The organism is Helicobacter himalayensis (assembly GCF_001602095.1).
Taxonomy (GTDB): domain Bacteria; phylum Campylobacterota; class Campylobacteria; order Campylobacterales; family Helicobacteraceae; genus Helicobacter_F; species Helicobacter_F himalayensis.
Map to the genome: position 1 here is coordinate 1,479,305 of NZ_CP014991.1, position 20,840 is coordinate 1,500,144.

General features: G+C 41.5%; 19 protein-coding genes. 2 read left to right on the forward strand and 17 right to left on the reverse strand.

Translation table 11 applies throughout. The features are described from left to right. Positions 1 to 31 precede the first annotated feature (31 nt). The 4 genes from A3217_RS07100 to A3217_RS07115 all read right to left on the reverse strand — a co-directional run bounded on the left by A3217_RS07100 (position 32) and on the right by A3217_RS07115 (position 4,149). Positions 32 to 652 (reverse strand): phosphoribosylanthranilate isomerase, encoded by a 621-nt coding sequence (locus tag A3217_RS07100; RefSeq protein WP_066389170.1) that lies wholly within the window; start codon positions 650 to 652, stop codon positions 32 to 34. Beyond that, positions 642 to 1,481: an indole-3-glycerol phosphate synthase TrpC gene (trpC, locus tag A3217_RS07105; RefSeq protein ID WP_066389172.1), complete on the reverse strand. Its 840-nt coding sequence runs from the start codon at positions 1,479 to 1,481 to the stop codon at positions 642 to 644. The genes A3217_RS07100 and trpC overlap by 11 nt, the downstream gene beginning before the upstream one ends. Next, positions 1,478 to 2,500 carry an anthranilate phosphoribosyltransferase gene (gene trpD / locus A3217_RS07110; RefSeq protein ID WP_066389173.1) on the reverse strand — a complete coding sequence of 341 codons (1,023 nt, stop codon included), beginning with the start codon at positions 2,498 to 2,500 and terminating at the stop codon, positions 1,478 to 1,480. Before trpD ends, trpC begins: the two co-directional genes overlap by 4 nt. Positions 2,501 to 2,763: 263 nt before the next feature. Then, a complete protein-coding gene (locus A3217_RS07115; RefSeq protein WP_066389174.1) occupies positions 2,764 to 4,149 on the reverse strand; it encodes an NTP/NDP exchange transporter in 1,386 nt (461 codons plus the stop codon). Between the two features lie 147 nt (positions 4,150 to 4,296). Between A3217_RS07115 and A3217_RS07120 the strand changes: the two genes are divergently transcribed. After that, complete coding sequence (locus tag A3217_RS07120) at positions 4,297 to 4,929, forward strand: superoxide dismutase (protein WP_066389175.1); 633 nt, start codon at positions 4,297 to 4,299, stop codon at positions 4,927 to 4,929. 122 nt (positions 4,930 to 5,051) lie between these two features. On the opposite strand, the gene selD is transcribed toward A3217_RS07120, so the two are convergent. From selD to A3217_RS07150, 6 genes are all read right to left on the reverse strand, one after another. Then, positions 5,052 to 6,110 carry a selenide, water dikinase SelD gene (selD, locus tag A3217_RS07125; RefSeq protein ID WP_082807912.1) on the reverse strand — a complete coding sequence of 353 codons (1,059 nt, stop codon included), beginning with the start codon at positions 6,108 to 6,110 and terminating at the stop codon, positions 5,052 to 5,054. A gap of 75 nt (positions 6,111 to 6,185) precedes the next feature. Beyond that, the gene (locus A3217_RS07130; RefSeq protein ID WP_066389177.1) at positions 6,186 to 6,479 is read right to left on the reverse strand and encodes a DUF3240 family protein; all 294 of its coding nucleotides are present in this window, start codon (positions 6,477 to 6,479) and stop codon (positions 6,186 to 6,188) included. A gap of 26 nt (positions 6,480 to 6,505) precedes the next feature. Beyond that, complete coding sequence (locus tag A3217_RS07135; protein WP_066389179.1) at positions 6,506 to 9,565, reverse strand: efflux RND transporter permease subunit; 3,060 nt, start codon at positions 9,563 to 9,565, stop codon at positions 6,506 to 6,508. Next, on the reverse strand, positions 9,555 to 10,646 hold the full coding sequence (locus tag A3217_RS07140; protein ID WP_066389181.1) for an efflux RND transporter periplasmic adaptor subunit: 1,092 nt from the start codon (positions 10,644 to 10,646) through the stop codon (positions 9,555 to 9,557). The genes A3217_RS07135 and A3217_RS07140 overlap by 11 nt, the downstream gene beginning before the upstream one ends. A 13-nt stretch (positions 10,647 to 10,659) precedes the next feature. Next, the gene (locus A3217_RS07145) at positions 10,660 to 11,991 is read right to left on the reverse strand and encodes a TolC family protein (RefSeq protein ID WP_066389182.1); all 1,332 of its coding nucleotides are present in this window, start codon (positions 11,989 to 11,991) and stop codon (positions 10,660 to 10,662) included. 30 nt (positions 11,992 to 12,021) lie between these two features. Then, positions 12,022 to 12,492: an RNA pyrophosphohydrolase gene (locus A3217_RS07150; RefSeq protein ID WP_197456924.1), complete on the reverse strand. Its 471-nt coding sequence runs from the start codon at positions 12,490 to 12,492 to the stop codon at positions 12,022 to 12,024. A 104-nt stretch (positions 12,493 to 12,596) separates the two neighbouring features. Between A3217_RS07150 and hemW the strand changes: the two genes are divergently transcribed. Beyond that, positions 12,597 to 13,685 (forward strand): radical SAM family heme chaperone HemW, encoded by a 1,089-nt coding sequence (hemW, locus tag A3217_RS07155; protein WP_066389183.1) that lies wholly within the window; start codon positions 12,597 to 12,599, stop codon positions 13,683 to 13,685. Between the two features lie 26 nt (positions 13,686 to 13,711). Here hemW and fliR read toward each other — a convergent pair whose 3' ends face one another. The 7 genes from fliR to fabI all read right to left on the reverse strand — a co-directional run bounded on the left by fliR (position 13,712) and on the right by fabI (position 20,761). Continuing rightward, the gene (gene fliR, locus A3217_RS07160; protein ID WP_066389184.1) at positions 13,712 to 14,482 is read right to left on the reverse strand and encodes a flagellar biosynthetic protein FliR; all 771 of its coding nucleotides are present in this window, start codon (positions 14,480 to 14,482) and stop codon (positions 13,712 to 13,714) included. Positions 14,483 to 14,501: 19 nt separating this feature from the next. Next, positions 14,502 to 14,765 (reverse strand): exodeoxyribonuclease VII small subunit, encoded by a 264-nt coding sequence (gene xseB, locus A3217_RS07165; RefSeq protein WP_066389186.1) that lies wholly within the window; start codon positions 14,763 to 14,765, stop codon positions 14,502 to 14,504. Continuing rightward, positions 14,758 to 16,203 (reverse strand): IMP dehydrogenase, encoded by a 1,446-nt coding sequence (gene guaB / locus A3217_RS07170; protein ID WP_066389187.1) that lies wholly within the window; start codon positions 16,201 to 16,203, stop codon positions 14,758 to 14,760. The genes xseB and guaB overlap by 8 nt, the downstream gene beginning before the upstream one ends. 28 nt (positions 16,204 to 16,231) lie before the next feature. Next, positions 16,232 to 17,587 (reverse strand): Asp-tRNA(Asn)/Glu-tRNA(Gln) amidotransferase subunit GatA, encoded by a 1,356-nt coding sequence (gene gatA / locus A3217_RS07175; protein ID WP_066389189.1) that lies wholly within the window; start codon positions 17,585 to 17,587, stop codon positions 16,232 to 16,234. A 59-nt stretch (positions 17,588 to 17,646) separates the two neighbouring features. Further along, positions 17,647 to 18,357 carry a UMP kinase gene (gene pyrH / locus A3217_RS07180; RefSeq protein WP_066389190.1) on the reverse strand — a complete coding sequence of 237 codons (711 nt, stop codon included), beginning with the start codon at positions 18,355 to 18,357 and terminating at the stop codon, positions 17,647 to 17,649. A 154-nt stretch (positions 18,358 to 18,511) separates the two neighbouring features. Beyond that, positions 18,512 to 19,870, reverse strand: a complete 1,359-nt coding sequence (gene rimO, locus A3217_RS07185) for a 30S ribosomal protein S12 methylthiotransferase RimO (RefSeq protein WP_257722268.1) — start codon at positions 19,868 to 19,870, stop codon at positions 18,512 to 18,514. A gap of 69 nt (positions 19,871 to 19,939) precedes the next feature. Further along, positions 19,940 to 20,761 (reverse strand): enoyl-ACP reductase FabI, encoded by an 822-nt coding sequence (gene fabI, locus A3217_RS07190; RefSeq protein WP_066389192.1) that lies wholly within the window; start codon positions 20,759 to 20,761, stop codon positions 19,940 to 19,942. Positions 20,762 to 20,840 lie beyond the last annotated feature (79 nt).

A 20,840-nucleotide genomic window follows, 5' to 3' on the forward strand; every position in this document is an offset into this window, starting at 1 on the left:
TCCTTAATAAACGCGCTAATCTTACCAATGCCTACTCTTGCCACGCGCGCACGCGCGCAATGACTTCTTGCATTTTAGCAAAATTTTTAACCCCTTGAGATTCTATCCCACTTGAAATATCGATAGCATAAGGCTTTAATGCCATTGCTTCATCTAAGTTTTGAGAATCTATCCCGCCAGCTAGGAAAAATTCCTCTTTAAAGCCAGCCTTTTTTGCCTCCTCCAAAAGTGCCCAATCAAAGCGCTTTCCACTTCCTGAGTGCAAAGAATCTAAAAGCAAAAAATCCGCCACACAAGGTGTGAGCAACACCTCTAGATTCTGTGTTTTGCGTGCCTCTATGATTGTGGTATGTGGAAAATCGCGTTTTAAACAATCCCGCAAAGCGCGCATTTCCTCAAAAGGCACATTATGGATTTGCACGCAGTCAATAATGCCCTCCCTCAAAGCTTCCAAAATCCGCGCATTTTCACAGCCCACAAACACGCCAACAGCCTTGATTTGAGAATCTAGATTTTTTTTTAACGCCTTTGCTTGTTGAAGGCTCACTTCTCGCTTAGATTGTGCAAAGACAAAGCCGATAAAATCAGGCTTAAGCACATTTGCATGCTCTATATCTTGTGCACGCCAAAGTCCGCAGGTTTTAATTTTCATCAAATGCCTTTTGCATTCCTTTGAATTTGCCCTTAGTTTCGCCTCTAAGCTCGCTAAGTGCATGCATTTTATCGCTTTGCCTCATTAACCCCTCGCCAATCAAAACGCCATCAACACCGCCTTTTTCTAAAAGCACAATATCCTCTCGTGTGCCAATTCCACTTTCCGCGATAAAGGTAATATGCGTAGGACAAAGCTTTTTTAAGCGCAAGCTAATGTTTAAATCCACGCTAAAGGTCTTTAAATCGCGGTTATTAACGCCAATTAAGCGCGCGCTAGAATCTAGAGCCATTTGCAATTCACGCTCATTATGCACCTCCACAAGCGCGCTTAACCCCAAACTTTGCGCAATGCTAAGATATTCTTGCAATTCATTTGCACCCAAAATCGCACAAATGAACAGCACACAATCCGCGCCCAAAAGCCTTGCTTGATAAATCATATAAGAATCTATCGTAAAATCCTTGCGTAAAAGTGGCACGCTCACGGCTTCCCTTATCTCCTGCAAGTAAGAATCCGCGCCCAAAAAATACTTTGGCTCAGTCAAGCAAGAAATACAACTAGCCCCAGCGCGCTCATATTCACGTGCAATCTCTGTGTAGTGGAAATCCTGCGCGATGACGCCTTTTGAAGGTGAAGCCTTTTTCACCTCGCAAATAAATTTCATTGCTTCATTTTCCCTGCGCTTTAGCGCGCGCTCAAAGGCAAAAGATTCTGACTTTTGGGCTTTTTCTTGCGCGAGAGTTATCATTTGCGCGCGCGGGATTTGGCGCATTTGCTCTTGTATGCGCGCTTTTGTATCCTCACAAATTTGCTCTAAAATATTCATATCGTGTTACTTTGTAAAATAAATTGCTCAAGCTTTGCCTCTGCTTTGCCAGAATCTATAAGGCTTTCTGCCAAACGCACGCCCTGCTCCAAACTCTCCGCGCGCTTTGCGATATAAAGCGCAGTGCCTGCATTTAGGCACACAGATTCTCGCTTTGCACCTTTAAGCTTTGCACTAAGGATTTCCCTTGTGATTTTGGCGTTTTCCTGTGGATTCCCACCTGTAAGCGCGTCTTTATCGCAAAAATCATAACCCACATCGTGCGGGCTTATTTCATAGCTTGTAAATTTCCCGCAATCCACCTCGCAAACGAAAGTTTTTGCACTCAAGCTTATCTCATCAAGGCGATCTAGCCCATACACCACCATAGCACGCGCCACACCTAGATTTGACAGCACCTTTGCAAGTGGCTCTACGAGCGACTTTTCATACACGCCCATAAGTTGAAACTGCGCATTGGCAGGATTTGAAAGTGGTCCTAAAAGATTAAAAATACTCTTTATTCCAAGCTCTTTGCGCACAGGTGCGACATATTTCATCGCACTATGGTAGGTTTGAGCGAAGAGAAAGCAGATATTTATGTTTTTCAAAAGTTCCAAAGACTGCGCGGGACTTAGCAAAATATTTACACCCAAAGCTTCCAAAACATCAGCCGCACCGCTTTTTGATGAAGCTGCGCGGTTGCCGTGCTTTGCGACTTTCACGCCACTTGCAGCGATGACAAAAGAAGAGGTTGTGGAGATATTAAAAGAATTTGAGCCATCACCGCCTGTGCCGACAATCTCAAGCACATCAAAATTATGCTCTAATTTCAAGCTATGTGCGCGCATAGAAAGTGCTGAAGCTGTAATCTCCTCGATACTCTCGCCTTTCGCACTAAGAAGGCTCAAATACGCCGCCATTTGCACTTGGCTGACTTTGCCCTCCATAATTTCATTCATTACATTTTGTGCAAGAGTAAAATTGAGATTTTCTCCATGCAAGAGCTTATTTATCGCCTCTTGTGTTAGATTTTGCATCATCGCTCCTAAAACTAATTTTAAGCCTAAACCAAGACATCAAAAGCGTGTATTTTACCTTTTTTTTAAAATTAATCCACCCCTTATTTTCCCACACTGATAAAATTTAAAAAAATCACTAACGCTATAAAAAATAAATATAATATTATGTCGTTTTATATGGAGTGATAGGTTACAAGTGGGCTGAAAGTTAGATTAAACGCAGTGCTTCATCACAGATAAAATTTTGATGATAAAATACGATTAATGAAACAGAATCCAAACTAGTACTTTTGCGTCTCATATTTTTTGCCTAGATACCAGCCAAACCCACTCCATACAAGGCTCACTTTAGCACCTACAAAAAGCACGCCCATAATACTAACTTGTGCAATCGCACCTTCAACTTGCGCACTTAGAGAATCTCCAGCGCGATACACCACCGTATCAAGGAAATTTTTTACCTTATATTTAGATTCAGAATCTAGCGGGACAAAAAGCATCTCCCTGCTCGGGCGGATAAGCGCGTATTCACCAATGCGTCTTAGAGACATCACCACAGCTATTGGCAAGAGATTAGGGTAAAAATTGAAATCCATACCAAAGACTCTAAGAATATATGACTCACTTGCAGATGAAAATGGTGTAGAATGCACGAAAGCAAGCCATACAAATCCAACCGCAATCACCACTCCAAGGCTTGAAAGCAACCACTTAAGCCCGATAAACTTCACAATGCGCGAGGTAAGGAAAAATTGTATAAAAAAGCTCGCACTCTGCACAATCAAATCAATACTTGCAAATATGGAAGCGCGCGTCTCTTTGTAGCCTTCCATATTTTTTGGGAAAAGCTCTTGAATAACCCTGCTTTGCTCGAGGTATAAAAAAGTGCTCACACTTGTCAAAAGCAATATAAAGCCCATAAATGCCATCAAATAGGGACTCTTGATAATAAGACTAAAGCCAGAAAATGGATTTTTTGAGCCAATTGGCTTATTAAAACGTTCTTGTAGTATGTCCAAAGGATTGTTAGAATCATCACTTTTGCTAAGTAACTGAAAAGCCTCGCTTATGATAAAATGCTTAAATACTAGTGCTAGGGCTAAAAGTAGCATTGAGGTAAGAATAAAGCTAGGCGTTTGCAAATATTGCTTGAGCGAAATCACCATCGCCGCACCCACAATCCCTCCTAAACTCACGCCCGCGATGATAATGCCAAAAAGCCGCTGTGAGCGCTCCTTACTATAAATATCCACAAGCAAACTCCACGCGCTTGAAATGATAAAAAGACTAAAAATACTCACCCACACATAAAAAGCAGAGCTTAGATAAATAAAATATGAGCTAGTGTCAGGAATAGCACGCATAGCCACATAAAAGCAAAGCAGATTGAGTGTGAAAAATATAAATATACATTCAATATAGAATTTGCGCTTCACAAAACCACTAAGCCACATCGCAAGTAGTGAAAAGAAAATCATCGCCACAAAAGTGGCTAAAAATAGCCACTTGAGATTTTCGCTCCCATTTTCTAAACCCAGTGCATCACGCACAGGACGCAAGATTCCATAACTTGCAAAGATTAAAAACATAAAAGTAAATGAACACAAAAGCAAAACAAATTCACCTTTTTGAAGGTTTAGTATTCTGTAAAAAATATTTCTTCGCATTGGTGCCCTTTGAAATTTTTTTGGAGTTCAATATTATAAATACTAACACTTAGTGTCTGTCAAGGATTTTTGTAACATTCTCTCTTCATTATCGCTTGAAATGCTATAATTGCGCCTTTCACAAAAATAACATTTAAGGAGAAAATTATGTTTCAACTACGCAAATTACCTTACGAACCCACAGAGTTTGGCGATTTTTTAAGCCCTGAGGCATTTAGCTACCACTACGGCAAGCATCACAACACCTATATAACCAACCTTAACAATCTCATTGCAAATACTGATTTTGCAAATAAAGATTTGTTTGAGATTATCCAAAGCGCGAGCGGTGGACTTTTCAACAACGCAGCGCAAGTGTATAATCACGATTTTTATTGGGATTGCATTGCGCCAAAGTCAAGCGAAATGAGCGCGGAGCTTAAAAATGCGCTTGTAGAAAATTTTGGCTCACTAGATTCTTTTAAAGAAAAATTCCTTGCTTCAAGCACCACGCTTTTCGGCTCTGGGTGGAATTGGCTTGTACTAAATCCAAAGGACAAAAAGCTTGAAATCGTGCAAACTTCCAACGCCGCTACGCCAATAAGTGAATCTAAGATTCCATTGCTTGTGGTAGATGTGTGGGAACACGCATATTATATCGACCATAGAAATGCGCGCCCAGCGTATTTGGAGAAGTTTTACGCGCATATTAATTGGCATTTTGTGTCTCAAGCATATGAATGGGGGCTTAAAAATGGTATAGAATCTGTGAGATTCTATATAAACGAGCTTCATAAATAACACCTACATTTTACCCACTTGTTGCCTACTTTACACACCTTGCGGGGAGTGGGCAACGCAAAGCTCTTCTTTTAAACAAAAAATCCTTGAGAGAATCTTTCAATACGAAAAGCGGATTCTATCTAGCCCAAGATTATTGCGGATTGTCTTTTAGGGATTATTTCGCCAATGATTGCACTTGCCTCATAACCTGCCTTGTGTAAATCATTCACAAGATTTTGTGCCTGCGAAAAAGGCAAGGCAAAAAGTAAGCCTCCGCTTGTCTGCACATCATAAAAAAGCATTTCATTTTCCACACTACACGCAATTCCTACAAAGCGCTCAAAACTCTCTTTGTTTCTATAACTTCCACCAGGCACAAAGCCTTCATTTGCAAACCTTAGCGTCTCTGGGAAAAGTACAATGTTTTGCGTGTGTAATAAAATACTTTTTGTGAAATTTTCCTTCCCACACATTTCAAAACAATGCCCGATAAGCCCAAAGCCTGTAATATCCGTGCAAGCGTGGATTTCGTATTTATGCGCTTGCAAGCTTGCATTCCAATTTAGCATACTTAAAGAATGCAAAAAAAAGTCTGTGTTAAATTTTTCGCCAGCTTTTAGCGCAGTGCTAAGAATCCCAGAGCCAAGTGCTTTGCACAATACCAATGCATCACCGATATGCGCGCTATCATTGCGCCAAAGTTTGCTTTTTTGCACGATTCCATTTACACTTAGTCCATATTTCATTTCAGAATCTGCTGTGGTATGTCCGCCCAAAAGCACCGCGCCGCATTCAGTGATTTTTTCAAGTCCGCCACGTAGGATTTCACGCGCATACTTCGCCTCAACACGCGCGCTATCCCACATAAAAAGATTTAGCGCACTTAGTGCTTTCCCGCCACAGGCAAAAATATCGCTTAGCGAGTTTGCCGCAGCAATAGCACCATACATATAAGGTTCATCAACAATTGGCGTGATAAAATCCACGCTCGCAAGTAAAATAGGCTCATCTGTGCTTAAATCTTCATCTTGAATCTGCCCTATTTGCGCGCGTTTTTTAGCCAAAGAGTGCTCTTGTAAAAAGACATTTTCAAGCCTCAAAGCACCACAGTCCTCACTTGTTTCAAAGCCTATCAGCAGATTCTCATTTTTTGGCTGATGAAGCGCGGTTGTAATTTGTTTGAGATCCTCCGGACCCACTTTAGCCGCTCACCCAGCACAAGAGACAAATTGTGTTAGTTTTGGACTTTCCTGCATACCACTCCTTAAAAATTGCTAAAGCACAAAGCGCTCTAATTGTGCTTTAAAAAGCTTAATATCCTCTGTCCCAAAGGCTTGCAAGAGTTTGTTTGCTAAAAATTTCGCGCGCTCATCACTTAAGCAGATTCTAAGAAGTCCATATTCCTGCCTCCCACTCACCTGCTCTTTAGGACTTGTAAGCAATGAAGTAGAGGCATATTTGGAACATTTATGATAAAAAAAATCATCAAATCCATCTTCTAATAACATATCCACGAGAGAATCTTTTAAATTATGCTTGAAATAAATTTCTAAAATAAGCTCTTCCATTTCCCCTCCTTTGCTTTCAAAAAGCACTACACAACACTAAACTTGCGCGAGACAAATCTAAAAAGCGGTGGCAACATCACAAGTGTAAGGAAGCTAGAAGTCACAAGCCCACCTAAAACCACAATCGCCAAAGGCTTTTGCACCTCGCTTCCAACACCGCTTGAAAGCAGCATCGGCACAAGCCCAAGCCCCGCAATACACGCCGTCATCAATACCGGGCGCAATCTTCGTTTCGCGCCTATCACCACGCATTCATCTAAGCTCATACCTTGCTTTAAAAGTTGCAAAAAGTAGCCAATCATCACCACGCCATTTAGCACCGCAATACCAAAAAGCGCGATAAAGCCAACAGAAGCTGGCACAGAGATATATTCCCCAGAAACAAAAAGCGATATAAGTCCGCCTGTAACGGCAAATGGGATATTGAGCAAAATCAAAAGTGCTAAAGGAATAGATTTAAAAGTGAAAAATAAAATAAAGAAAATCGCCAAAATACTAAGTGGAATAACGGTTGCAAAGCGCTTATTTGCGCGCTGTTGATTCTCAAACTGCCCACCATAAACAATGCTATACCCATCAGGCAAGCTCACTTCAGAAGCAATGCGCTCTTGCGCCTCTTGCACGAAACTTCCCAAATCGCGATTACGCACATTTGTGCGCACGACATTATAGCGCTGTGCGCCCTCGCGCTGCACTTGCACTGGTCCATCAACTTCTCTAATATCTGCAATGGAGCTAATAGGTGTAGGCGCACCATTTTGCGAACTCATCTCAAGACTCTTTAGCTTTGTAATATCACTTGCGATTTCTTTATTTTGGCGGATAATGACTGGGATTCTGGCAATTCCTTGCGGGATATATTCCACCATCACACCTTCAAGCGAGCTTTTCATAAAGCGCGCAAATTCATCGCTTGAAATGCCTGTATTTGCCATAATTGCAGAATGTGGCGTGATATGGAGGTAACTTACACCTTGATTAAGCGTAGTAAAGGTTTCCTCTGCGCCTTGTATGCTTTTTAGAATCTCCACAATTTGCGCACTTAGCTCATTGAGCTCATCAATCTCCACACCAAAAATCTTAATCGCCAAATCCCCGCGCACACCTGTAAGCATTTCTGAGATTCTCATATCAATTGGTTGCATAATCGCAAGATTCGCGCCTTTGATGTCTTGCAACACTTCGCGAATCTGCCCTCGTATCTCGTCTAAATCCTTTGCCTGCCAAGTATCTTGGGGCTTAAAAGAAATAAAGGCATCAGACTGATTTGGTCCTGCTGGATCTAGCCCCACTTCATCAGCACCTATGCGTGTAACCACGCTTTTAATATCCGGTACGCGCGCTAAAAGCTCGCGTTGCAAGATAAGCATTAATTCCTTATTTTGGTCTAGCGAAATAGATGGCGGACCCTCGACATTGATGACAATATCGCCTTCATTGAGTGTAGGCATAAAGGCACTTCCGATAAATGGAAACAATGAAAAACTCAACACCAAAAAGGCTATCGCGCTTAAAAACACAACCTTAAAACGTTTTAATGAAAAATTAAGAATCGGCTCATACATCTTGTGGAGGAATCTTGTAAGCATAGTTTCTTTATGATCCTTAACCTTAAGCACAAAAGAGCTAATAACCGGGATAACAGTCATTGAAAGGATAAGCGAGCCAAGTAGCGCAAAAACAATGGTTTGAGCTAAAGGGATAAAAAACTTCCCTTCTAAACCCTGCAAGGTAAGAATTGGCACAAAGAAAATGATGATGATGAGAATCCCGCTAAACACAGAGACAGAAATCTCATTGCACGCGCGATAGACACTATGAAGCTTTGGTGCGTTTTTATTAAAACTTAGACGCTCAAACGCATTTTCTACCATCACCACCGCAGAATCCACCAAGATTCCAATGGCAATTGCCAGCCCGCCTAAGCTCATAAGGTTTGCGGAGATTCCATATTGTCGCATCATTACAAACGCCACAGAAATCGCCAGCGGTAAAATCACGCTCACAGCCACCGCCGCACGCACATCGCCTAGGAATAAAAAAAGTGTGATAACAATGAGAATCACCGCTTCACTTAACACCTTAATGACATTATTTACCGCTTTTTGTGTAAGCTCAGACCTATCATAAAACACGCGCAATTCCACGCCTTCGGGGAGGTTTGGCTTTAGCTCTTCCATTTTTTTCTTAATCTCTACAATCGCATCGCGCGCATTTGCACCTTTGAGCGAAAGCACAAGCCCTTGTGTCGTCTCACCCACACCATCAATCACCACAAGCCCTAAGCGTGTCATGTGAGATTCTATCACATCGCAGAAATTCCCAACCTTGACATAGCCCATTTTTGTGATAACAGGGATTTCTTTAATTTTGTCAATGCTAAGCGAAGCTGTTTGAATCTTAACCAAAAATGTCTGTCCATCTCTATCCACGCGCCCAGCGCCGTCATTTTTAAGATTTGCACTTAATGCTTCTTCAAGGCGAGAAATACTAATGCCAAGGCGCGCCATATTATCAAAATCCGGCACCACCGCAATGGCGCGCGCGTAACCACCTAGACGATTGACATCTGCCACGCCTTTGGTATTTCTAAGAATGGGGCGAATGGTAAAATCAAGCAATTGACGCTTTTCTACCTCGCTAATATTGCCTTCAATCGTAAACATAAACATATCGCTAAGCGGCGTTACAATCGGTGCTAGCCCACCACTCACTTCAGAGGGCAAATCCGACATTGCCATCGTGAGCTTTTCATTTACCATATTGCGCGCAAGGTAAATATCTGTGCCATCATTAAAATCAATGGTAATATCTGCGATTCCATATTTTGAAAGGCTGCGTAGGGATTTTTGATTTGGCAAGCCCAACAGCTCTAGCTCTAGCGGACGCACGACACGATTTTCTACTTCTTCTGGCGCCATACCCGGAGCTTTGAGAATTATCTTTACTTGCGTAGAAGAAATATCTGGGAAAGCATCAACAGGAATGGTAAAAAAGCTATACCCACCAAAAAACACCAACGCAAGCGCGCAGATAATCACCATCAAGCGCTGACGCAGGGAAAATTCAATAATCTTAGTGAGCATGCCCGCCGCCTTCACTTACACCTAAACCACTTAGCATACCTTGCAAGATGATAATTGAGCCTGTGGCGATTTGCATATTTGGCTTTAGCACGCCTTTTTTGATAGCAAAGCTATTGTCGCGCTCTTCAGTTACTTCTATTTTCATAGGTAAAAATCCATTCTTTGTGCGCACGAAAGTTACATAATCATTGCCTATTTTTAGCACCGCAGATGATGGAATAAGTATGCTGTTTTCTGGCAAGCCCCCGCCGATATATACTTCGACTAACTCGCCGACTTTAAAATCTGCCGTGATTTTAGCAGTGGCTAAAATCGTGTTTGTGTCCTTGTCAATCACCACAGAAATGGTATCAATAAAGCCTATTTCCTTGCCTTTTTCATCATAAAGTGCATCGCCTTTTTCAATCGTGTGAGCCAAATGCACCGGCACGCGTATGCGCCCGAGCAAACCGCTATCTTTAAGCGAGATTCTCACATAAGGCGTAAAAGCATTGATTTTCTGCCCGCTTTGACGCGGCGCGACTGAAAGCACCCCACTAGCCTTTGCCACAATTGGGAATCCATGCTGCCCTTGCTTACCAGATTCCATAAATGCCTTACTCACGCCCAGCAAATCAAGCTTTGCAAAGGTTTCATTATATTTCAGCCTAAGCTCATTCATCGTAAGGTAGCTTAATTGATACTCGCGCTTTGAGATAACGCCACTCTCATAGAGCATTTTATCTTTTGCCTCATTTTCTGAAGCGATTTTCAGCCTATCACGCGTATTTTTAAACTCAAAAAATAGTGTGCTAAGCTCATTTGAGCTAATATCGCAAATCAAATCGCCCTTTTTGACATACTCGCCCTCGCGTTTATAGACATTCACCACCACCGTCTCAAAGCTCGAGCTCTGCGCCACAGAGGTTTTATCATCAAAGTCAATAAGTGCATTGAAAGGCATTCCTTTAGAATTAATATTTTTACTGCTAAGACTAATAACCTTTAAGCCATTTGTTTTAATTTCAGATTCACTAATAATAATTTCATCAAATCCCCACAAACAGGCACATAGCAGGTAAAATATCACAAGTATTCTCATCATTTCTCCTTCTTTATTTTTGCGCTTTTTGCTCTTGTGAGTTAGGCAACACTAGCACTGATGCAAGGCTTTCTTCAAGCAGAGCTAAGGTATTGGCATAATCCTTTTTCGCCTCGATTGTTTTAATCATAGAATCTAGGTGGTTATTTTTTGTTGTAAGATATTCAAAAACGCTTGTTTTGCCTGCTTCATAGCCAATACGACTAATCTCTGCAAGGGCTCGTTTATTTTCCTCATCGCTTCTTGCAAGTGCTATGGCATTGCGCTTTAGCTCCAATTGTGCAAAGAAAGAGAGCGCATTACTCTGCAAGCTTTCTTGTAAAATCTCACTCTCGCGCAAAGAGCCACTTTGCAAGGCTAAATACATTGCTTTTTGATTACCATATTTTGTGGTGAGAGGAAATGGGATTTTGAGCTTCAATCCCGCACCTGTTGTGGATTCTGCCACATTTGCACCCACGCCAATTTCCACAGAATCAAAGCGACTTCTTGAAGCAAACTTCGCGCTATTGCTATAATCCTCTATATCCAAGCTCACTATTTCAAGGTAGAGCGAACTTTTGAGATATTCTCTTATGTCCTCTTTGCTTAGATTTAGGTAGGTAAATTCCAGATTCTCCACCACCACATCATCACTCTCCCCAACTACACCTAGCACGACTTTGAGCGCATTGAGTGTATTTGCGAGGATCTTTTTGCTATTTTGCACCAAAAACTGCACGCTTAGATAATCGCTCTTAAAAAAGAGATATTGCGATTTTGAGATTCTCCCTGCGTTATAGCGCACTTCAGCGATATCAAGCTGTTCTTTAGCATTCTTTAGCCTATCTTCAAAAACACTTAGCTGCTCCTTTTGCGCGAGATATTCTAAATACAAACGCTTTGAACCAATGATACTTAGGCGCTTTGTGAGCTCATAATTTTTATCTTGACGCTTTTGACGTGTTTGATACATTTGCGAGAGAATACTACTCACCCACGGCAGGCGCGGCGCAAGCATTAAATACACTTCGCTTTCTAGCTCTTTTCCACCACTTGGCGATTTTACCTGCTGTGTTTGCAAATCAATATATGGACTATTCCACGCCCTTTGCGCCTTACCCTCATACACGAGTGCTTTTCCATAAGCTTTTGACTTTGCAAGTGCGATTGAGTTGTGTTCAACTCTTTGGATAAATTCATCTATTGACATAATGTTTGGATTTTTTGCCTGCGTGGTGCTTTGAGTCTGATTAGTATTATTTTGTGCGATGAGAGTTTGATTTTTCTTTAGATTCTGAAGTTTTTGAGAATCCATACCAAACGCCACTACACTAAAAAATATTAGAAAATAAAAAAGCTTCATTGTTTTGTGATTTGCCTTAAATTGTTCTTTTTATAAGAATCCTTCTTGCTTAAAGTATCTTAAAACATTTTTATAAACATTTTTCTTAAAATGTGTCACATACTGAAAAATTTCCTGATACGCGACAAATTTATATGCGTCAAATTCCGGCTCTATCGTGCTTAGATTAATTTTTGCTTGAGGTTTTAGGCGGACAAGAAAATACTTCTGAATCTGCCCATCAAAGGGATACATTTTTTTACTTATCGTTTCTGGGAAGTCGTATTTTATCCACTCTGAGCATTCTGAAAGAATCTCAACTTCATTTGTGCCAATCTCTTCTTGCAATTCCCTAAAAAGCGCATCTTTTGGATTCTCACCCTCATCAATCCCGCCTTGTGGGAATTGCCACGCGCCTTTAATATCATTACGTTGGGCGATAAAATACTCACAAATATTTGGATATTTTGATGAAAGTATCACAGCTGCGACATTTGGACGATATTTTTTCTCACTCATTATGTTGCCTTCAAAAGCGGGTTTGCTATAAAATTTAGTTAAAATTCTCAAATTTCTTAAAAATTTGTGGCGATTATAACAAATTTCTCTCACAAAAAAGGATTTTTTTGCTTCTGTATATTCATATTCCATTTTGTGCAAGCAAGTGTGGCTACTGCGCATTTAATTCTTATGTCGGCGAAAAAAACCTCCATAAGCCCTACATTGACGCACTTTGCAAGGATTTAGAACATTCTTTAAGCACGCAAAATTACCCAAAAATCTCTAGTGTCTTTTTTGGTGGTGGCACGCCAAACCTCCTAGATTCTGCACTTTTTGAGCCTGTGTTTAAGGTTTTTATGCCACATATTCAAAAAAACTGCGAAATCACAATGGAGGGCAATGTCAATCTTCTCTCTCACTCGTGGTGCGCGCATATGCGCTCCCTTGGGGTAAATCGCTTAAGCATTGGGGTGCAGAGTTTTTTAGAATCTAAGCTTAAATTTTTAGAGCGCGAACATTGCCAAAATGATATTTTTAAAGCCTTTGAATTTGCGCTAAATGCGGGCTTTGAAAATTTAAGTTGCGATATTATCACAGGCACGCCACTAGATTCTGAACTTTCCTTAGAATCTGAATTTAAAAACCTAGCAAAGCTCCCATTACAGCACATTTCAGCTTATACTTTAAGCATTGATGAGGGCTCGCGATTTGCCAAAAACACCGCTAAAATGCACTCTTTGCCTCCGCAAGATTTAAGTAACCTTGTGCGTGCGCATATACAAGCACTGGGATTTATTCAATATGAAGTCTCAAATTATGCTAAAAATGAGCATTATTGCAGGCATAACTTAGGCTATTGGGAAGCTAAAGAATACATAGGGTGCGGTGCTGGGACGTTTTCACGCATTGGGAATGCGCGCACAAATGCGCTTAAAAGCATCAAAGAATATATTGCAAATCCGCATTTTAGGGAAATCGAGCCTTTGAGTAGCGAGGATTTACGCACAGAAGAAATTATGCTAGGGTTTAGGTGTAAAAGTGGTGTGCGCGTGGAATTGCTAGATTCTAAAAAATGCGTAGATTTGCTAGAATCTAGCAAGGCGCATATCCAAACGCGCAATTTTTCCACGCAAAAAAATACGCGAACAAAGCGCGATTTCCTTATTGCAAACGACTTTTTTCTTGCAGATTCCTTAGCGCTTTATTTATTATAGAATCTTTGCGAATACCATACAATAATTTAAAGCAATAGCTCACTTATGGCAAGAAGCGCGTCATTTAGCTCGCTTTTAAAATGTGTGAAAATCGATGGAATAGCAATGATAAGCACCACAAAGGCAATGGTGATTTTCACTGGGAATCCGATGGCAAGGAGGTTAAACTGCGGGTGCGTTTTCATAATCATACCAAAAATGATATCTGAAAAAAGAATAATTGCTAAAATCGGAAACGCCATACAAAAGCCAACCACAAAGAGATTCCCAAAGGCTTTGACAAAATATTCCACGCTTTTACCCTCAAACACAAAACTTCCCAACGGGACAGAATCTAGGCTGTGTGCCACAAGCATAAAAACCATATGATGAAAATCTAGCCCCAACGCAAGCAATATTGCAAGCAAACTTAAAAGCTGCGCGACAATGGGCTTTTGCGCGCCAGAGACAGGATCATACGCGCTTGCCATCGTAAGCCCCATAGAAAAACTAATCATCTCCCCACTAAAACTCACCATACTAAACACAATCTGCAAGCAAAGCCCCGCTAAAAAGCCTAACATTAGCTCAAAAAGTCCCGCTATCATAAGCTCAATAAGCGTGATTTGCCCGAGATTGTAATGTGCGATTGGAAAAAAAATAAGCGCCACAAAAAAAATCATCGCACCTCGGATACTCGGGGAAATAAGCTGATTTTCAAAAAATGGAAAAAACGCAAACACCCCAGCAAAACGCATAATAAGTAGCAAAAATGTCAGCACACTCGCTTCGTTGGTAAGATAAGGGACTATTTGCATAAACGCGCTTCAAAGCCCTTTAAGAGCTTGATTTGGTTGGGTTTTGAAGTGTTTCGTATTCAAACTTTGCAGATTCTAAAAGCTTTTGAGCTTGAAGAAGCATCACAACACCTTGTTTATAAAGCCCAAGAGAATCTTTTAAGCTAATATCTTGACTATTTAGCTGATTTAGCACTTCACGCGCGGATTCTAGAAGTTCTTCAAAGCTTTGAGAATCTACACTATTTTGCAAATCTGTTTCTTGCAAAAGTGAGGTTGTAGGGCTGTGCAAATCTCTAGCCATGGTAGTTTGGTGCCTCTTTGGTGATATCGACATCATGTACATGAGATTCTTTCAAGCCCGCAGCGGTGATTTCGACAATCTGCGCATTTTGTTGTAATGTCGGAATATCCTTGCTTCCTAGATAACCCATAGATGAGCAAAGTCCGCCGATGAGCTGATGCACGACATCACCCACTTTCCCGCGATATGGCACGCGCCCTTCGATACCTTCTGGCACGAGTTTATCCTGCGCTGTACCCTCTTGGAAATACCTATCCGCGCTTCCCTTAGTCATCGCGCCAATACTTCCCATACCACGATAGCTCTTATACTGCCTGCCTTGGTAAATCATCAAATCACCCGGCGACTCCTCTGTGCCTGCCAAAAGTGAGCCTATCATCACGCTTGTAGCTCCTATGGCTAGGGCTTTTGCAATATCGCCAGAATATTTTATCCCACCATCAGCGATGATTGGGATTCCGCTTTTTTGCGCTTCATTCGCACAACCTTCAATCGCGCTCACCTGTGGCATACCCACACCCGCAACAATGCGCGTGGTGCAAATACTGCCCGGTCCTATACCTACCTTCACCCCATCTGCGCCAGAATCTATCAAATCCCTTGTCGCACGCGCAGTGACGACATTCCCCACGATGACATCGACACTAAGCTTACTCTTAATCTCCTTGAGCGTTTTTAGGACATTGAGCGAGTGTCCGTGCGCAGAATCTAGCACAAGCACATCAACACCCGCATCGACAAGCGCGCTCGCCCTATCAAATTGAAACACGCCAACCGCTGCGCCCACGCGCAAACGCCCAAAGTCATCTTTATTAGAATCTGGATATTCTATGCGCTTTTGAATATCTTTAATTGTGATAAGTCCCTTTAGCGTGTCGTTTTTATCAACAATGGGAAGCTTTTCGATTCTGTGTTTATGCATAATTTCGCGCGCTTGCTCTAAAGTCGTGCCAATTTCAGCCGTGATAAGCGGGGCTTTTGTCATCACATCGCCGACCTTTTTATTAAGGTTTGTTTCAAAGCGCACATCGCGATTTGTTAGGATTCCAATAAGTTTGCCATAGCTATCAACTACCGGCACTCCAGAGATTTTATAATTATCCGTAATCTCCTTTGCCTCCGCAAGTGTAGCATCTGCTAAGATATAGATAGGATCGACTATCACTCCACTTTCGCTTTTTTTGACTTTTTTGACTTGTTCGACTTGAGATTGTATATCCATATTTTTGTGGATTATCCCAATGCCTCCAAGGCGTGCCATCGCAATAGCTGTGCGATATTCTGTCACCGTATCCATCGCAGCGGAGATAATGGGGATATTCAACGAAACATTTTTGCTTAAACGCGTCTTTAAACTCACCTCTTTAGGCAATACTTCAGAATACGAAGGGATAAGCAGTATATCCTCAAAAGTGAGCGCTTTTTGTAAGATTTTCATTCTCCTTCCTCCTTTTTTAAATAAAGCTTTAAGAATTTCCCAACTCTTTTTCTAGCCCATATGCCGCATTTAACACCTTTTGCTCCTCGCAAATATTCCCTATAAATTGCACGCCAAAAGGTAATCCCTGCAAGCCCTTAAGGCTTATTGAAGGGATACAAATCGCAGGTAAACCAGCAAGATTTACACCGATTGTATAAATATCGCTTAGATACATTTCAAGTGGCGATGCGCTTGCGCCAAACTTAGGCGCGAGATTTGGCGCGATGGGGGAAAGTAAAACATCACATTGCATAAATAAATTCTCATATTGCGCTTTTATCAAATCGCGCACCTTTTGGGCTTTGAGATAATACGCGTCATAATAGCCACTGCTTAGCACAAAGTTACCAAGCATAATTCTGCGCTTTACTTCATCGCCAAAGCCAAGCGTGCGCGATTTGATATAGAGCTCTTTAAGATTCGAACTTTGTGCGCGATTGCCATAGCGCACACCATCAAAGCGCGCGAGATTTGAGCTAGCTTCCGCGGTGCAGAGGATATAATAGGCTGAAATATGATAACTCACATCAAGCATTTCTACTTCCACAAGGCTATGCCCCATAGATTCTAGGATTTTGGCGCAATCTTGATAATTTTGTGCGACTTCTTTGCTTGCAGATTCTAAGAATCCTTGCGGGATTCCAATTTTGTAGCGCACATTGTTATCAAGATTATCAAAAGTGCTTGTTGGTGGGAGTTTCAAGGAAGTAGAATCTTTTACATCGTGCCCGCTAATAGCATCAAGCAATAAGCTTGCATCTTCGACATTTTGCGTGATTGGTCCGATTTGATCCAAACTTGAACTATAAGCTATAAGCCCATATCTGCTCACGCGTCCATAAGTTGGTTTCAATCCAACGCAACCACAATACCCTGCTGGTTGGCGGATAGAACCACCTGTATCACTACCTAAGGAAGCGATGGCTAAGCCCCCCGCCACTGCCACAGCACCTCCACCACTTGAGCCACCGGGCACGCGTGAAGTATCGCGCGGATTTTTCGTGCGTCCATACGCGCTAGATTCTGTCGTGCTTCCCATAGCAAATTCGTCCATATTCGCGCGCCCAAAGCCACACATACCATTTTTATGGAGATTTTCAATCACACTTGCATTATATGGCGCAATATAGCCTCTCAAAATATTCGAGCCGCAAGTAACCTCCCAACCTTTGACATTAATATTGTCTTTGATTAAAATTGGCACGCCCACTTCATTTGAGCTTTCAAGCGCGCCGATATAGGCGTTTAATTCAATATTTTCTTTTGCTTTTTTGATGATTTCAGATTTTATTTCTTTGAGTTGTTCTTCTTTAAGACTTAATGCTTCTTTTAAAGTTACCATACAAACCTCTTAAGTGAAAATTTCGCGCGCATTATAATGGCTTTTGGCTTAGTAGCATATTATTTCACCATAGAATACACACCCTGATTTTTGGTGAGAATCTCAAGCAGATTCCCGCTTTTAAACATATTGCAAATTAAAATTGGCAGTTTATTTTCCTTCGCAAGTGCTATGGCAGTATCGTCCATCACCTTTATATGGTCGCGCAGTGCCTCATCATAGCTCACAACATCAAGCATTTTTGCATCACTAAATTTCTTTGGGTCTTTATCATACACGCCATCTACCTTTGTAGCCTTGATGATGACACCAGCACCAATCTCCACTGCACGCAAAGTAGCTGCGCTATCGGTGGTAAAGAATGGATTCCCGGTCCCAGCGGCAAAAATCACCACACGCCCTTTCTCCAAATGCCTAATCGCGCGCCTGTGAATATAGCTCTCACACACCTCTCTAATCTCAATCGCACTCTGCACTCTCACATCGATACCCAAATGCTCTAACGCCTCTTGCATAGCCACTGCGTTGATAACTGTTGCAAGCATTCCCATATAATCCCCGCTTGTGCGACGTATAATCCCACCTTGCGCAGCGCTCACACCTCGTATGATATTCCCTCCACCGATGACTAATCCGATTTCTAAGCCAGATTCTCTAAGCGTTTTGATTTCTTTTGCGATATATTCCAAAACACCAACATCAATGCCAAAACCGCTCTCTCCGCTTAATGCCTCGCCTGAAAATTTGATTAAAACGCGCTTGTAATTCATAGAATCTCCTCATAAAGTTAGGTTTAAGTCTTTTGGGTCTGTGTGAAAAAATACACGCAATGGTATCTAAGGCTTACTAATATTCTTATTAAGGTGAAGATTCCCTAATTTTAGAGAATCTTTAGCGGGCTAAAACTTTTAAAATCCTATAATCCTATAAGCGTTCTAGCAGTTTTCCAAAAACAAAATTATCTTTCACCTGTGTGATTTGGCAGAGGTACACTCCAGAAGCAAGATTTTGATGAGAATCTAACAAACCTAAGTCGTTCAAATCTGTATCATTAATAAGAATCTCTCCATCAATCTCGCGCGCCCAAAGCCTCGCGCGTGCGCTGTAAAAATACGGGCTAATTTCAGATTTTCCCTCAACAACCACTTCGATATTTTTACCTAGCATTGCGTGAAAATGCGCTTTTTGCTGTTTTGCTATAATCTTATTTAAGCGCTTGATACGCGCATTTATGAGCTTTTTTTCGACTTGTGGAAGGGCAAAACTCTGCGTATTTTCTTGCGGGGAATATTCAAAAATATTCATCCTATCAAAGTTAAACTCCTCCACAAACGCGCACAGCTCTTCAAACTCCACCTCACCCTCCCCCGGATGCCCAAGGATAAAACTTGTGCGCATAAAGGAATTTTCCACCTCGCGCATTTGCTTTAAAAGCTTTAGATGATAGTTTTTGTTCGCGCCACGATTCATAATCTTTAACATAGAATCTGCAATATGCTGCAATGGCATATCAAAATAAGGCAAAAATGTACTTGAGCGCGCGATAGATTCTATAAGTGCTGGTGTCGTGGTGCTGGGATAGAGATACAAAATGCGCGCAGTGATTGGAAGTTGCAATTTATCAATTGCCCCAATTAGCGCGATAAGTCCGTCCTTTTGCCCCCTATCGCGCAAAAATGAGCTAGAATCCTGCGCGATAAAGCTAAAGTCCCTAAAACCCCTGTTGTAGAGACTTTCAAGCTCTTTTAACACAGAATCTAATGTGCGCGAAAAGAGCTTTCCCTTAAAATGTGGTATCGCACAAAAACTGCATTGCTGATTGCAACCCTCACTCAACTTGATATACGCGTGAAAGGTGGAATTGACGATAATGCGCTCATTCCCCTCATCTGCCAAAAAGACCCTTTGTGAATGCAAGCTTCTTTTTTGCTCAAGCATTACATCAATCTTATCATAATCCCCAACACCCGTAATAATATCAATCTCTGGAATCTGCGCCTTAAGCTCATCATAATAGCGCTCACTCAAGCACCCACTCACCACAAGTATTGCGCCATTTTTACGCTTATTTGCTGCTTCAAAAATTGTAGCGATACTCTCTTGCTTTGCAGATTCTATAAAACCGCAGGTATTGATGATGATAGCATCAGCATTTTGTATATCTTGCGTGATGTCATAATGCTTCAGTCGTCCTAACATCACTTCAGAATCTACAAGGTTTTTCGTGCAACCAAGAGAGATGATATGAAGCTTTTTTGCAATTTCTTGTGTGTGTGAATCCACCAAAACTCCTTATGTGTAAAGCCTTGCAAAACCTCATTCTTGCATTAGCATTTCTACTAAAAGTCAGTCTTATTTAAGCAATTCCCAACGAGGCACAAGCCTGCCATCAACTTCATCAGTTGCACACATTCCCATAATATTATATCCAGCATCTACATAATGAATCTCGCCTGTCACGCCACTTGAAAGCTCGCTTAAAAGATACATTGCAGAGTTTCCGACTTGCGTAATGCTGACATTTTCACGCAATGGCGCATTTGCTTCATTCCACTTTAGCATAATGTTAAAATCGCTAATCCCACTTGCTGCAAGCGTTTTAATAGGTCCAGCAGAAATAGCATTCACACGAATATTTTTCTTACCCAAATCATAGGCAAGATAACGCACACTAGATTCTAACGCAGCCTTTGCCACACCCATAATGTTGTAATTTGTCACATATTTCACACTGCCTAAGTAAGTAAGTGTGAGAATCGATGCGCCCGGATTTAGCAAAGGTGCGAGCTCGCGTGAAAGCTCGATGAGAGAATACACAGAGATTTCCATCGCCACATTGAAAGCCTCTTTGCTCGTGTCTAAAAAATCACCCTCTAACGCCTCTTTATTCGCAAATGCCACAGAATGCACGATAAAATCAAGATTCCCAAAATCTTTTTTAATGCTTTCAAAAAGCGCCTTAAAATGCTCTGGTTTAGACACATCTAATTCATACACAAAATCTTGAGAATCTAGCTCCTCTGCAATTGGGCGCACGCGCTTTTCTAAGGTTTCATTAAGGAATGTGAAAGCAAGCTCTGCGCCCTGCTCTTTGCACGCTTTGGCGATTCCATACGCGATTGACCGATTATTAGCCACGCCTACGATGAGACCTTTTTTACCCTTCATAATCATTGTTTGCTCCTTAAAGTATTTTTAGAATCCGCTTTTTTCAAGGCGGAATTATAAAAAAGCTTGGCTTAAAAGAAGCAAA

Bases quoted from the DNA above. Each gene is read 5' to 3' on its own strand.
- A3217_RS07100 (WP_066389170.1), bottom strand. From the start codon at position 652: ATGAAAATTAAAACCTGCGGACTTTGGCGTGCACAAGATATAGAGCAT.
- trpC (WP_066389172.1), bottom strand. From the start codon at position 1,481: ATGAATATTTTAGAGCAAATTTGTGAGGATACAAAAGCGCGCATACAA.
- trpD (WP_066389173.1), bottom strand. From the start codon at position 2,500: ATGCAAAATCTAACACAAGAGGCGATAAATAAGCTCTTGCATGGAGAA.
- A3217_RS07115 (WP_066389174.1), bottom strand. From the start codon at position 4,149: ATGCGAAGAAATATTTTTTACAGAATACTAAACCTTCAAAAAGGTGAA.
- A3217_RS07120 (WP_066389175.1), top strand. From the start codon at position 4,297: ATGTTTCAACTACGCAAATTACCTTACGAACCCACAGAGTTTGGCGAT.
- A3217_RS07130 (WP_066389177.1), bottom strand. From the start codon at position 6,479: ATGGAAGAGCTTATTTTAGAAATTTATTTCAAGCATAATTTAAAAGAT.
- A3217_RS07135 (WP_066389179.1), bottom strand. From the start codon at position 9,565: ATGCTCACTAAGATTATTGAATTTTCCCTGCGTCAGCGCTTGATGGTG.
- A3217_RS07140 (WP_066389181.1), bottom strand. From the start codon at position 10,646: ATGAGAATACTTGTGATATTTTACCTGCTATGTGCCTGTTTGTGGGGA.
- A3217_RS07145 (WP_066389182.1), bottom strand. From the start codon at position 11,991: ATGAAGCTTTTTTATTTTCTAATATTTTTTAGTGTAGTGGCGTTTGGT.
- fliR (WP_066389184.1), bottom strand. From the start codon at position 14,482: ATGCAAATAGTCCCTTATCTTACCAACGAAGCGAGTGTGCTGACATTT.
- xseB (WP_066389186.1), bottom strand. From the start codon at position 14,765: ATGGCTAGAGATTTGCACAGCCCTACAACCTCACTTTTGCAAGAAACA.
- guaB (WP_066389187.1), bottom strand. From the start codon at position 16,203: ATGAAAATCTTACAAAAAGCGCTCACTTTTGAGGATATACTGCTTATC.
- gatA (WP_066389189.1), bottom strand. From the start codon at position 17,587: ATGGTAACTTTAAAAGAAGCATTAAGTCTTAAAGAAGAACAACTCAAA.
- pyrH (WP_066389190.1), bottom strand. From the start codon at position 18,357: ATGAATTACAAGCGCGTTTTAATCAAATTTTCAGGCGAGGCATTAAGC.
- fabI (WP_066389192.1), bottom strand. From the start codon at position 20,761: ATGATTATGAAGGGTAAAAAAGGTCTCATCGTAGGCGTGGCTAATAAT.